The organism is Leisingera sp. MMG026, from assembly GCF_021654205.1.
In the GTDB taxonomy this organism is placed as follows: Bacteria; Pseudomonadota; Alphaproteobacteria; order Rhodobacterales; family Rhodobacteraceae; genus Leisingera.
On sequence record NZ_JAKFZM010000017.1, the window covers coordinates 56,032 to 68,125 of the forward strand.

The 12,094-nt window shown below is 62.0% G+C and carries 14 protein-coding genes; 4 read left to right on the plus strand and 10 right to left on the minus strand.

Annotation, left to right across the window (positions count from 1 at the left end):
- Positions 1-4: 4 nt before the first annotated feature.
- The 3 genes from ugpE to ugpB form a co-directional block, all read right to left on the minus strand.
- Entirely contained in the window at positions 5-856 is an 852-nt protein-coding gene (gene ugpE, locus L1069_RS11295) for a sn-glycerol-3-phosphate ABC transporter permease UgpE (RefSeq protein ID WP_237455736.1), read from the minus strand.
- Positions 856-1,737 carry a sn-glycerol-3-phosphate ABC transporter permease UgpA gene (ugpA, locus tag L1069_RS11300; RefSeq protein WP_129373097.1) on the minus strand — a complete coding sequence of 294 codons (882 nt, stop codon included), beginning with the start codon at positions 1,735-1,737 and terminating at the stop codon, positions 856-858. The genes ugpE and ugpA overlap by 1 nt, the downstream gene beginning before the upstream one ends.
- 72 nt (positions 1,738-1,809) lie before the next feature.
- Positions 1,810-3,117, minus strand: coding sequence for a sn-glycerol-3-phosphate ABC transporter substrate-binding protein UgpB (gene ugpB / locus L1069_RS11305; RefSeq protein WP_237455737.1), 1,308 nt, complete (start codon positions 3,115-3,117; stop codon positions 1,810-1,812).
- A gap of 139 nt (positions 3,118-3,256) precedes the next feature.
- Between ugpB and L1069_RS11310 the strand changes: the two genes are divergently transcribed.
- On the plus strand, positions 3,257-4,171 hold the full coding sequence (locus tag L1069_RS11310; protein ID WP_129373099.1) for a LysR substrate-binding domain-containing protein: 915 nt from the start codon (positions 3,257-3,259) through the stop codon (positions 4,169-4,171).
- A 3-nt stretch (positions 4,172-4,174) separates the two neighbouring features.
- Here the strand turns inward: L1069_RS11310 and L1069_RS11315 are convergent, their stop codons facing one another.
- The gene (locus L1069_RS11315) at positions 4,175-4,756 is read right to left on the minus strand and encodes a peroxidase-related enzyme (protein ID WP_134831497.1); all 582 of its coding nucleotides are present in this window, start codon (positions 4,754-4,756) and stop codon (positions 4,175-4,177) included.
- A 147-nt stretch (positions 4,757-4,903) separates the two neighbouring features.
- On the opposite strand from L1069_RS11315, the gene L1069_RS11320 reads away from it, so the two are divergent.
- Complete coding sequence (locus L1069_RS11320) at positions 4,904-6,007, plus strand: hypothetical protein (protein WP_237455738.1); 1,104 nt, start codon at positions 4,904-4,906, stop codon at positions 6,005-6,007.
- Between the two features lie 26 nt (positions 6,008-6,033).
- On the opposite strand, the gene L1069_RS11325 is transcribed toward L1069_RS11320, so the two are convergent.
- The 4 genes from L1069_RS11325 to L1069_RS11340 are packed head-to-tail and all read right to left on the minus strand — an operon-like array spanning position 6,034 to position 8,978.
- Positions 6,034-7,083, minus strand: a complete 1,050-nt coding sequence (locus L1069_RS11325) for an aromatic ring-hydroxylating dioxygenase subunit alpha (protein ID WP_237455739.1) — start codon at positions 7,081-7,083, stop codon at positions 6,034-6,036.
- A 9-nt stretch (positions 7,084-7,092) separates the two neighbouring features.
- Positions 7,093-7,428, minus strand: coding sequence for a carboxymuconolactone decarboxylase family protein (locus L1069_RS11330; protein ID WP_237455740.1), 336 nt, complete (start codon positions 7,426-7,428; stop codon positions 7,093-7,095).
- Positions 7,429-7,439: 11 nt separating this feature from the next.
- Positions 7,440-8,201 (minus strand): amino acid ABC transporter permease, encoded by a 762-nt coding sequence (locus L1069_RS11335; protein WP_237455741.1) that lies wholly within the window; start codon positions 8,199-8,201, stop codon positions 7,440-7,442.
- A gap of 15 nt (positions 8,202-8,216) precedes the next feature.
- Positions 8,217-8,978 (minus strand): amino acid ABC transporter ATP-binding protein, encoded by a 762-nt coding sequence (locus tag L1069_RS11340; protein WP_237455742.1) that lies wholly within the window; start codon positions 8,976-8,978, stop codon positions 8,217-8,219.
- Positions 8,979-9,094: 116 nt separating this feature from the next.
- On the opposite strand from L1069_RS11340, the gene L1069_RS11345 reads away from it, so the two are divergent.
- Complete coding sequence (locus L1069_RS11345; protein WP_129373106.1) at positions 9,095-9,865, plus strand: transporter substrate-binding domain-containing protein; 771 nt, start codon at positions 9,095-9,097, stop codon at positions 9,863-9,865.
- A gap of 38 nt (positions 9,866-9,903) precedes the next feature.
- On the opposite strand, the gene L1069_RS11350 is transcribed toward L1069_RS11345, so the two are convergent.
- Complete coding sequence (locus L1069_RS11350) at positions 9,904-10,512, minus strand: XRE family transcriptional regulator (RefSeq protein ID WP_129373107.1); 609 nt, start codon at positions 10,510-10,512, stop codon at positions 9,904-9,906.
- A 66-nt stretch (positions 10,513-10,578) separates the two neighbouring features.
- On the opposite strand from L1069_RS11350, the gene L1069_RS11355 reads away from it, so the two are divergent.
- Positions 10,579-11,331, plus strand: coding sequence for a creatininase family protein (locus L1069_RS11355; RefSeq protein ID WP_237455743.1), 753 nt, complete (start codon positions 10,579-10,581; stop codon positions 11,329-11,331).
- On the opposite strand, the gene L1069_RS11360 is transcribed toward L1069_RS11355, so the two are convergent.
- Positions 11,328-11,999: a GntR family transcriptional regulator gene (locus L1069_RS11360; RefSeq protein ID WP_129373109.1), complete on the minus strand. Its 672-nt coding sequence runs from the start codon at positions 11,997-11,999 to the stop codon at positions 11,328-11,330. The two genes, L1069_RS11355 and L1069_RS11360, sit on opposite strands and share 4 nt — an antisense overlap.
- Positions 12,000-12,094 lie beyond the last annotated feature (95 nt).

Consider the following 12,094-nt stretch of genomic DNA (forward strand, 5'->3'; position numbering starts at 1 on the left):
CGCCTTACTTATCGGTTTCCGTCAAGCCCTGCACAAAGAGCTTTTGCATTGCGATGACCACAAACACCGGCGGGATCATCGCCAGAAGGGCCGTGGTCATGATGATGTTCCATTGCGGGCTTTGCTCGGCCGCCTCCAGCATCTGCTTGATCGACATGACGATGGTGGTCATCGAGGTGTCGGTGGTGATCAAAAGCGGCCAGAGGTACTGGTTCCAGCCGAAGATGAAGAGGATCACAAACAGCGCCGCGATATTGGTGCGCGACAAGGGCAGCAGAATGTCAAAGAAGAACCTGAGCGGCCCGGCGCCGTCGATACGGGCGCTTTCAAGCAGCTCATCCGGCACTGTCAGGAACACCTGGCGGAACATGAATGTTGCGGTGGCCGAGGCGATCAGCGGGATCGACAAACCCCAGTAGCTGTTCAGCAGTCCCAGGTTCGCGACCACCTCAAACGTGGGCAGGATCCGCACTTCGACCGGCAGCATCAGGGTGATGAAGATCATCCAGAAAAACCCCATGCGGAACGGGAATTTGAAATAGACGATGGCAAAGGCCGACAGCAGCGAAATGGCGATCTTGCCAGTGGAGATCATCAGTGCCATCGCCAGGGAGTTCAGCAGCATCAGCCAGACCGGCGCGGTCTCTGTCCCGCTGAGGCCGGATCCGAACAGGGTCTGTTTCATGTTCTCAAGGAAGTAATTCCCCGGCCACAGCGGCAGCGGCGCCTGGTTCATGCGCAGCTGGTCATGGGTGGAGGCGACAAAGGTGATCCACACCGGCAGGGCAATCGCCAGAACGCCAAGCACCAGCACCAGATGGGTCAGGAAAGCGACCAGGGGGCGGTTTTCAACCATCAGTATGCCACCTTTCTTTCAACAAAGCGGAACTGGACCACGGTCATCGCAATCACCAGCACCATCAGCACCACCGATTGAGCCGCCGAGCCGCCAAGGTCGAGGCCGACAAAGCCGTCGTTGAAAACCTTGTAGACCAGAATGGTGGTCGAGGTGCCGGGGCCGCCTTGGGTGACGGCATGGATGATGCCGAAGGTCTCGAAAAAGGCGTAGACCATGTTGATGACCAGCAGGAAAAATGTGGTGGGCGAGATCAGCGGAAAGATGATGGTCCAGAACCGGCGTGCGGGGCCTGCACCGTCGATTGCGGCGGCCTCGATCACGGAATTCGGGATGGATTGCATGGCAGCAAGGTAGAACAGGAAATTATAGGCGACCTGCTTCCACGCCGCGGCCAGGATCACCAGCGCCATCGCCTGGGTGCCGTTCAGGTAGTGGTTCCAGGTGATGCCCGCGAATTCCAGGAAATAGGGGAAGATGCCAAGGGTCGGGTTGAACATGAACACCCACAGCGCCCCGGCCAGAACCGGCGCCACCGCATAAGGCCAGATCAGCAGGGTGCGGTAGAACATCGCGCCGCGCACCACCCGCTGGGCAAAGCCCGCCAGCAAGAGCGCCACGCCCATCGACAGCCCCGCCACCAGCAATGAGAACACCGCGGTGCGCTGAAAACTGGCCAGGTAATGGCTGTCCGACCACAGGATTTCGAAATTCTCGAACCAGACAAATTCGGTGCCAAGGCCAAAGGCGTCTTCGATCAGGAAAGACTGGTACATCGCCTGGCTGGCGGGCCAGATGAAGAACACCAGCGTGATGAGGATTTGCGGTGCGACCAGCAGGTAAGGCAGCGCCGAGGTTGGGAAATGCACCCGTTTGAGCATGAATGGCCCCAGTCAGGAAAGCGGCCCTGCCGCCCCGGGAAAAGGGCGGCAGGGACAGGTCATCAGGATCGGTTAGGACGGGTTGGCGGTGCGCTCGAACCGGCGCAGCAGGTCGTTGCCGCGCGACACCGCCGCATCCAGCGCGTCCTGTGCGGTTTTCCCGCCGCCCCACAGGGCTTCCAGTTCTTCGTTGATCACGTCGCGGACCTGAACGAAGTTGCCATAGCGCAGGCCGCGGCTGTTGGCGGTGGGGGTGTTCAGGCTCAGCTGTTTGATCGCGGTGTCGGTGCCCGGGTTGCTGTCATAGAACCCCTGTTCCTTGGACAGCTCATAGGCGGCGGTGGTGATCGGCACATAGCCGGTCTCCTGGTGCCACCAGGACTGCACCTCGGGCGAGGACAGATAGGTCAGGAACTTGGCGGTGCCTTTGTATTCCGCCTCGTCATGGCCCTCGAGCACCCACAGGGTGGCGCCGCCGATGATCGAGTTTTGCGGCGCGTCTGCCACGTTGGTGTCCAGAGGCAGCATGGCCTGGCCGAATTCGAACTTGGCCTGCGAGGAAATCGAGCCGTAATAGGCCGAGGAGTTCATCCACATGCCGCATTCGCCGTTGGTGAACATCGGCAGGCTGTCGCCGCGGCGGCCGCCGTAGACAAACAACCCGTCCTTGCCCATCGAGGCGACATCATCCAGCCGCGCCGCCACTTGCGCGTTGTTGAACGTCAGCTCGGTATCGAACCCGGCAAAGCCGTTTTCCTTGGTGCCGGTAGGCAGGTTGTGCCAGGCCGAGAAGTTCTCGATCATCACCCAGGACTGCCAGCCAAAAGACACACCGCATTTCATGCCGTTATCAACTAGCTTCTGCGAGGCGGTCTTGACCTCGTCCCAGGTGGCGGGCACTGCGGCGCCGGCTGCGTCCAGCGCGTCCTTGTTGTACCACAGCACCGGGGTGGAGCTGTTGAAGGGCATCGACAGCAGCTCGCCCTCGGGGGTCTCATAGTAGGACACCACCGCAGGCAGGAAGGCGTCGCCGTCAAACGGCTCGCCTGCGTCGTTCATCAGTTTTTCAACCGGGTAGATGGCGCCTTTGGCGGCCATCATGGTGGCGGTGCCGACCTCGAAGACCTGCACAATCTGCGGGTGTTCCTTGGCGCGGAAGGCCGCAATCGCCGCGGTCATGGTTTCGGTGTAGTTGCCCTTGTAGACGGGCACCACCTTGTAATCGGACTGGGTGGCGTTGAAGTCTTCGGCGATTTTGTTGACGCGTTCGCCGTTGGTGCCGCCCATGGCGTGCCACCACTGAATTTCGGTTTCTGCAAATGCGGTGCTGCCAGCAACGGCCAGAACGGCCGAGGCGCAGAGCATGGATTTGATCGGCATGAGCTTCTCTCCCAAGGTTGGCTATGGCGATAGCTTTTGTCTGGCGGGAAAGATAATTCAAGCAAAAGTTTTTTGACAAAAAACATAACATGATGTTATGCGGTGGCGCGTCAATCTTCCTTTGAAAGCGGCTAACCCCTTGAAATTCAAACTCCGCCAGCTTGAGGCATTTCAGGCCGTTGCCCGTACGGGCTCTGTTACCCGCGCCGCTGAGAGCCTCGGGATTTCCCAGCCGGCGGCCAGCCGTCTGCTGTCTGATTTTTCAAAAACGGTGGCGGTGGATCTGTTCACCCGCAAGGACGGGCTGCTGATTCCCACCTCCGAGGCGCGCTATCTGCTGTCCGAGGTGGGCCGGGTGTTCGACAGTCTGAACCACCTGGAGGAACTCAACCGGGACTTGACCGAACGCACCGCCGGCCATCTGCGCATCGCCTGTCTGCCGGGCTTTGCCACGGCGCTGCTGCCCAAGCTGCTGGCCGGATTTCTGGAGCACCGCCCCGGCGTGCGGCTGACGCTGGAACCGGACCGGCCCGAGCGGATTTTGGAATGGATCATCGGCGAGCAGTATGACTGCGGCATCACCGACGGGTTTGCCGCCCATCCGGCGGTGGAAAACATCGACATCCCCGTCCGTACCGTCTGTGTGCTGCCGCAGAATGATCCGCTGGCAGAACAGGATGTTATCACGCCGCGTGATCTGCAGCACCGCAAGATCATCCACACCCGCCGCGACAGCCCGTTTTTCCGCAAGCTGCACAAATCCTTTTCCGAAGCGGGGGTGGAATTGAACAGCTGGATCGAGGTGCGCCAGTTCTCCACCGCGTGCATCATGGTCGGCCAGGGGCAGGGGGCGTCCGTGGTCAGCGCCCTGGATGCCGAACAGTTTCGCGGCCAGGGCATTGCCATCGTGCCCTTCGCGCCCGAGCTGCATCACCGGCTGTCGATCCTGCGGCCGGTGTCGGGCAGCCGGTCGCTGCTGGCGCTGGACTTTCTGGACGCCTTTACCAACAGCCTCGCGCCATTCCGCGCCGATCTGGAACCGGCGCGGGGCTGAACGCTATTCGTCACCCTTGTAATAGCCGATCACATCGTTTTCCGTCGTGGCGCCAAGTCCGTTCAGCAAGCGGTTCGAGTAGTTGAAATAAGCGCAGACCTGGTTCACCTCCAGGATCTCGCCATCGTCGCAGCCCGCGATCTTGAGCACCTCAAAATCCGATTTCACCATCTTGCCCGCATCGGTGGTCAGCTTGCCGGCATAACGCAGCAGGGCCAGGTCTTTGCCCTGAAACGCATCCTCGGGGCGGTGCGCCTTAAGCGCTGTGAAAATCCGGTCACTGCGCGGCTGGTCCTTCAGCAAGTTGCGCACGTTCATGAAATGATGGGTCAGCGAATAGCTGCAGTCGTTCAGGATCGAGGTGTAGCTGGCGATCACTTCCAGGAACCAGAACGGCAGTTTGTTGTCCTTGGAATGCAGCACCGAGCGGTAGAGCGTCACATGGCCGTTCATCGTCTCGGGGCGCAGTGAATGCACCCGCATCACCGTGTCGACGGTGCCATGCGGCGTGCGCGCCTTGTCCAGCAACTCCTTGAGCCGGCCTGCGGCCTTTTCGTCCGGGATCATCTCAATCCATGCGCTCATATGCTTTCTCCGCGGTTTCCGGGGGCAGGATAGGGGAAGGGGCGCCCTGAATGACAGTAGAAATTTCTACTGTTGTGAAATTTACCTGGATCGGAGGGGGCGGCTACGGGTAACATCCGCGTGAGGATCAAGAGGGGGAATTGCGGGATGCAGGATGCGGATTTGCGCAGGGGCGCTGAAAATCTGCTGGTGACCTGCGGCGGTTTGCGCGCCGGGGACCATCTGCTGATCCTGCGGGAGGATCCCGCGAACGGCTATTACGACGCGGCGATTGCCGGGGCGGTGCTGGACAGCGCCGGCGAGCTGGGGATCAAGGCGCAGGCCGAAATCCTGCCGTTTGATCCGATGGGTGCCGCGTTGCCGCCAACGCTGGTAGAGCGGATGAAGGCCGCGGACCGGGTGCTGTTCCTGTCGCGCAGCGGCGATCAGATCCGGTTCAATGCGGATATGCAGGGCATCCGCCCGATCATGTCTTATGCACTGGATGCGGGGATGCTGGCCTCCGGCTTTGGCCGCGCGAACTATCAGGGGTTTGTGGCGCTGAAAGACGCGGTCAATGCGCTGATGGCGGCGGCCCGGCATATCCGGGTGACCTGTCCGCTGGGCACGGATTTCAGCGGGCCGGGCGCGGGTTATCCCAAATCCGGCGCTGCGGATGTGGCCGTCAAACGGTTTCCGATGTCGGTCTTTGCACCGGTGCCGGCGCAGGGGTTCTCGGGCGTGGTGATGCAGGATGGCTTTCTGGTCGGGACCGGCTCGAAATTCTATGCCCCCTACGGCTGCGATCTGCGCGAACCGCTGGCGGTGCATTTCCGCGGCAGCGTGCTGGAGAGGTTCAAGGGCCACGATATGGACGAGCATTGCGCCCGGATGCACTACGCACGCGTGGGGAAGCAGTTTGGTCTGGAGCCGATGACCATGCATTCCTGGCATGCCGGCATCCATCCGGGCTGTGCCTATGGCATGGCGGCAGCCGAGAATTACGAGCGCTGGAGCGGCGCGGCCTTTGGCAACCCGCGGCTGATGCATTTCCACACCTGCGGGCATTACGCACCCGGAGAGATTTCGCTGAACGTGCTGGATCCGACGATTGAGGTGGACGGCGCTGCGGTCTGGAAAGACGGCGTGTTCGACCCGCATCTGGTTCCGGGCGGGTCGGACGTTTTGGCGCAATTCCCCTGCATCAAGGCGGTGTTTGATGCACCTGCAAAAGCGGTGGGGCAGGGACCGGGCGGGCGGCTCGCCGGCTGAAATCCGGCGGGGAAACGGCTTTGCTTTCAGCCGGCTTCGGATTTGATGTGCCGGGCGACGCGGGTGCGGAACCGCATCGCGCCTGCGTCCAGTCCAAGGTTGATATAGGGGGTCTTGCGTTCCGCCATGCCGGTCTGGACGTATTCCAGCACTTCCTTGTCTTCGGTAAAGGCCATGATGGCGCCGTCGAACATGCGCTGCGACATCGCCGCGTCCCCCGCATGCATATTGCGGTGCTGGAACCAGAAATAGCGCGAACGCCCGCCGTCCACCGGGGTGATGAAGTTGTAGGAGATATTCACAAACGCATTCGGCGACTGGGGCACATCCTTGCCGCCTTCGCCCCTTGGAGTGTAGACCGACATGTTGATTGCGGTGGCGGGCAGGCGGCATTCGTAATGCTGCTTGCGGTCGCAGGTCGGGCCAAAGGGCAGCATGTCCTTGTAATAGGGTGGCGGCGCCTCATCCAGCACCCAGCGGGAGACGATGACGCCGTCCCCGGTCTCCTCCAGATCCAGCGGGCGGTTGTCGGTGCCGGCCCCGGCAAAGGAGGTCAGATGCACCCAGGCCACATGGCTGGGGTCCAGCAAGTTGTCGGTGATGTAGAGGTAATGACAGGCCATCTCCATCGCGCCCTTTTGCGTCTTGCCCCACGCCGGATCGTCGAAGTTCGGGATGTGGATGATCTTGCCCCGGTCGGCCTGCTCCGGATCGCCCATCCACAGCCACAGGAATCCCCAGCGGTCCTCGGCCGGGTAGGACTGCACCGCGGCGCGGCGCGGCGGGTTGTCGAGCTGGGTGGGGGCAATCACGCATTCGCCGCGGCAATCAAATGTCAGCCCGTGGTAGCCGCAGACCACATGGTCGCCCTCGATGGTGCCGCGCGACAGCGGCAGCTTGCGGTGCGGGCAGGCGTCCTCCAGCGCGATGGCCTTGCCTTGCGTGTCGCGGTAGATCACGATCTGTTCTTCCAGCATGGTGAGCGCGGTCAGTTCGCGCCCGAAATCCTCGCTGCGCCCTGCCACATACCAGCAATTGCGAAGATAGCCCTCGCCGCCGATCAGATCTGGTCTCATGACTGCCCCTTACTCCGAAAACTCATCAAAAGCCTTCAGCGCCTTGGCGCTGTAGGCATAGGAAGGTCCGCCGCCCATATAGGTGGCCATTGCCAGCGCCTCGCAGAGTTCCTGCCGCGTGGCGCCCAGCCGCACCAGCGAGCGGACATGAAAGCCGATGCAGCTGTCGCAGCGGGTGGCGATGGCGATGCCAAGGGCGATGAACTCCTTGGTCTTTTCACTCAGCGCGCCGTCCTTTTTGGCGGCCTGGCCCATGGTGGCGAAACCGCGCACGGTGTCGGGGACTTCTTTCGAGAAGGTGCTGATCTCGGCCTCGGTCCCGGCCATGAAGGTTTTCCAGTCCATATCTTGTCTCCTCAGCCTCTTTCGTCCGATCCCATGCGGCGTTCCAGCCAGCGCACCCCGGCGCTGATGATCAGCACCAGCACCAGGTATTCCAGGATCAGCAGGGTGTAGATTTCCAGCGGGCGGTATTCGCTGACCACCAGCTCATTTGCGCGCCGTGTCAGTTCCTGCATGCCGATGACGGAGGCAAAGGCGCTCATCTTGACGATGTAGATGAACTGGTTTGCCAAGGGCGGAAGGATGCGGCGGATTGCCTGCGGCAGGATCACATAGCGCATCGTTTGCAGGTAGTTGAGGCCGATGGTCTGGGCCGCCTCTGTCTGGCCCTTGGCAATCGATTGGATACCGGCGCGGTAAATCTCGGCGGTAAAGGCACTGTCGGACAGCGCCAAAGTGATGATGGCGCCCCAGAACGGATCAATCGGCACGTTCATCCCCATTTCGCGGAAGATGATCGGCAAGCCGTAGAACACCCAGAACAGCATCGGCAAGAGGGGGATCGAGCGGACAAGCTCCACATAGACACGGTTCACCATCCGCCAGCCGCGGCTTTTGGCGAGGCCGGGCAGGGCGATGATCAGGCCAAGGCCGATGGAGATTGCGGCGGCAATCACCGAGATCAGGATGGTGTCGCCCATGCCGGCGATCAGGAATTTCACGTTCACCCAGCCGCTGGCGGTCATCGGGTTGATCACATACCAGCCCCAGGTTGAAGAGCTGGAGCAGCCCGCAAGCGCCAGCAGCGGCAGCAAAAGGATCAGGGTCTTTTTCATGCTTGATCCTTCCGGTCAGTGCTGCAGGATCTGCGACAGGAATTTCTGGCAGCGCGGCGAGCGGGGGGAGCCGAAGAACTCTTGGGGCGGGCCCTGTTCGACAATTTCGCCTGCATCCATGAACACCATCTGGTCGGCCACCTTGCGGGCAAATCCCATCTCATGGGTGACCACCACCATGGTCATGCCGTCCACCGCCAGTTCCGCCATTACGTCCAAGACTTCTGAGATCATCTCCGGGTCCAGCGCCGAGGTCGGCTCGTCAAACAGCAACACCTTGGGTTCCATGCAAAGCGAGCGCGCAATCGCCACCCGCTGCTGCTGGCCGCCGGACAGCTGGCCGGGGCGCTTGCGGGCCTGGTCCGGGATATGCACCCGCTCCAGATAATGCATTGCCTTGGCTTCGGCCTCGGCCCTGGACAGGCCGCGGGCTTTGACCGGGCCCAGCGTCAGGTTCTCCAGCACCGTCAGATGCGGGAACAGGTTGAACTGCTGGAACACCATGCCGACCTCGGACCGGATCGCGACCACGGATTGCGGATCGTTTGTCAGCTCGGTCCCGTCGACCCGGATGATGCCCTTCTGATGCTCCTCCAGCCGGTTGATGCAGCGCACCACGGTGGATTTGCCGGACCCGGACGGCCCGCAGATCACAACCTTTTCACCGGCACGCACCGTCAGGCTGATGTCCTTCAGCACATGAAACGTGCCATACCATTTGTTGACACCGGCAAGTTCGATGGCAAATGCGGGGTCTGGTTGCGGGTTCCCTGGCATATTTTTCTTCCCAAGAAAAATTTTTCTTGAGGTTAACGACCCAGTTGCCGTTAAATCAAGCATCAAATCTGCTACTTTTCCGAGGCAGCCAAAAACGCACCAACGGGGAGATACCGATGAAACATATTCTAAAGGCGGTGGCCGCCGCAGCAGTGACAGTGGTGCTGGCGGGGTCCGCGCAGGCGCAATCGGCGCTGCACGAAATCCTGGACAGCGGTGTGCTGAAGGTCGGCACGACGGGCGACTGGAACCCGATGACGCTGCGCGATCCGGCGACCAACAGCTACAAAGGGTATGACATCGACATCATGGCCGAACTGGCCAAGGATCTGGGCGTCGAGGTGGAATTTGTGCCGGCCGACTGGAAAACCCTGGTGAATGGCGTGGTGGCGGGCAAGTATCATCTGACCGGTTCCGCCTCGATCTCGGCGCCGCGGATGAAGGTTGCGGGTTTTTCCGACAGCTATATCGCGGTGGAGATTTTTCCGTTCACACTTAAGGAAAAGGCCGGGAATTTTTCCGGCTACGCGTCGATCAACCAGCCGGGAGTAAAGGTGGCCACCACGCTGGGCACCACGTTCGAGAAACTGGCGCGCGAATGGTTCCCCGAGGCCGATATCAAAGTGGTTGAGGCGCCAGCGCGCGGGTTTCAGGAAGTGCTGGCGGGCCGCGCCGACGTGTTCATCACCTCCAACATCGAAGGCTCCACCCTGGAAGAGAAATTCCCGGTGACCCGGGTGCCGGACACCGGCCCGCGTGCGCCCACGCCGATTGCAATGCTGCTGCCGCAGGATGATCAGGTCTGGATCAACTACATGAACAACTGGGTGAAAGTGAAGAAGGCCACCGGTTTCTTTGAAGCCACCCAGGCAAAGTGGGGGCTGTAGAGGCCCATCGCGCAGCCGTTCCGGCGGCTGCGTTCCGGTCAGGCTTCGCTGGATTGGGCCTTGGTGACCATAGTGATGAAGCTCACCCTGTCCGTCTTCAGCTCTACCGGGCCGTGGGCGTTGCTGGAATCAAAGCTGATGCTGTCGCCGGGCTTCATATGGTACGAGGCCTCGCCGCATTGAAACACCATCTCGCCGCTGGTGATATGCATGAACTCAAGTCCGCGGTGACGGTACAGCGGGCGCGGCTTCAGCGGCTGTTCCAGGGTGACGGCAAAGCTCTCGAAACTCACATGGCTGGCCTCGGCCCGGCCGATCATCTTGTAGGTATGGCCAAAACCGCTGCCCAGCCGCTGCACCGTCATACCTTCACCAGCCGCAACAAAGGACACGTCCGAATGCTCCACCGTGCCGGCAAAGAAATTGATCAGCGGCGCACCGATCGCGTTGGCCAGTGCCTCAAGCGTCGTGAGCGAGGCCGAGACCTGGCCGCGCTCGATCTTGGAGATCATCGCAGTGGACACGCCCGCGCGCTCTGACAGTCCGGCCAGCGTCAGCCCGGCCAGCATCCGGTGGGTCTTGACCGCGGCGCCGACCAGCTGGTCCAGCGCGGGTTTTTCAATCTCAGCGGGCGATGAATCTTCCATTGGCACAGACTATGCCGCCTGCGTGCAAAGGAAAAGCTGCGCGTGGCGAATTGACAGGAGAAGACGATGCAGCTTGCCCATATGACCTGGCTAGAGGTTGAAGCCCGCCTGAAGGCGGGCGCGGCGGTGATGGTGCCGGTGGGGTCGACCGAGCAACACGGGCCGATGGGCATGATCGGCACCGACACCATCTGCGCCGAGGCGGTGGCACTGCGGGCGGCTGATCTGTGCGATGCTATCGTCGCGCCCGCGCTGGCCTATACGCCGGCGCCCTTCAACACTGCGTTTCCCGGCACTGTCTCAATGCCGGAGGATCTGTTTCAGGCTCATGCCGCCGCCGTCTTTCGCGGGCTGCTGGCGCAGGGGTTTTCGGGAGTGTTTATCGTCAATGGCCACGGTGCGAATTTGGCGCCATTGCAGCGCGCGGCACAGGCGCTGGATCCGGAGCGCGTCGCCATCCGCAGCTGGTGGGAGCCGCAGGAGGTCAACGAAATGCGCAAGGATCTGTATGGCGTTTGGGAGGGGATGCATGCGACCCCGTCCGAGGTCGCCATCACCCAGGCTCTGCTTGGTGAACTGCCCGCAGGCGAGGCGGCGAAACCGCCGCAGAAGCTGAGCCCGGCGTTCATCAAGGCCCATGCCGGCGACAAGCACGGCCCGCCGCAGGAACACAGGGCAGAGTTTCCGGACGGGCGTGTCGGCTCGCATTCCGCCCTGGCCAATCCGCAGGACGGCGCCCGCTTGCTGCAGGCAGCGGCGCGGGGGATTTGCGAGGCGTTTCTGGCGTTCTCGGCGCTGGCCGCTGGCAGAGGCGCTTAACCCAGCGGCTTTTCCTCCAGCAGCAACCGCTGCGCGGTGCGCTTGGCGTCGCCGAGATGCTGCTCGATGGCCGCCCGCGCGGCCTTTGCATTGGCTGAAACAATGGCCTGGCAGATATCCTGCATATGGGCAGGCCCCGGTTTCAGGCGGTCTTCGGTCGACAGGGTCACCGCCCGCAGCCGGCTGATGCGGCCGTTCAGACGCTGGGCGATTTCCCAGGCGACGCTGTGGCCGGCGCCTTCGAATATGATCCGGTAGAATTCTGTCGTGGCGCGCAGCATGGGGCCGGGCACGCCCGCCGCCACAGCGTCCTGCAAGGCGTGTTGCGCGGCTTGAAGCTGCTCTGCCAGCTCTGGTGTCATGTTCCGGGCGCAGGCGGTGGCGGCGGCGGTTTCCAGCATCTGGCGGATGTCATAGATCTGCCGCGCGTCTTCCCAGCTGAGCTGTGCCACAATCGGACCCTTGCCGGGCAGGATTTCGACCAGCCCCTCAGCCTCCAGATAGCGGATGGTTTCGCGCACCACGGTGCGGCTGACGCCCAGCTGATCACACAGGGGGCGTTCCACCAGCCGCTCGCCGGGGGCGAACTGGCCTGCAATGATCGCCTCGCGCATCCGCTCCTGCACGATGTCGCGCAGGGTCTGCGGCGGCTGGTCAATTTTGCGCATCACGGGTGGGTTTGTTGGGCGGTCTGCTGGGTGGTTCATGGGTCCTCCGATACCAGCACCGCCAGGGCGGAACAAGTCTGCATTGACATACTGTC